This is a genomic window from Neisseria sp. P0021.S007, assembly GCF_051956855.1.
This window is the reverse complement of record NZ_JBQCXA010001375.1, coordinates 1-491: the sequence shown is the minus strand read 5'-3', so window position 1 is coordinate 491 and position 491 is coordinate 1. Positions and strand designations below refer to the sequence as shown.

Genomic DNA, 491 nt, shown 5'->3' with positions numbered 1-491 from the left:
GATCATGATTGTGGCAGTACAGAATGTCGTTATTGTCAGGATACGCTCAATCCGGATGTACAGTTGCAGCGTTATTTCAAACTGCCTACTTTCCGCGATGTAAAAGGATTTGATGGTGGACAACGTGCGGTGGTGCAATCAGGTATGAAGGGATTGCACACGCTGGCAGTATTGCCTACGGGAGGCGGCAAATCCTTGTGTTATCAGTTGCCAGCACTCAACCGCTACTACCGCAACGGAGGCTTGACAATAGTTGTTTCACCGTTGCAATCGCTGATGAAAGATCAATTGGACGGTTTGGAGAAAAAAGGTGATACCTGCGCTGCTATGCTTAACGGCTTGGTTGAGGTGGTTGAACGTGCCCAAATTTTAGACAAAACCGCCTTGGGCGATATTGGCATCTTGTTTGTCGCGCCTGAGCAATTCCGCAACAGAAGTTTCATTACTGCTATTTCACAGCGCCAAATCAATGGCTGGGTATTTGACGAGGC

At 47.9% G+C, this 491-nt stretch carries 1 protein-coding gene; it reads left to right on the top strand.

The genetic code is table 11. From position 1 onward, the window contains the following. The coding region (locus ACTHUR_RS19255; protein WP_440400391.1) for a DEAD/DEAH box helicase at nucleotides 1–491 on the top strand (491 nt) is incomplete at both ends.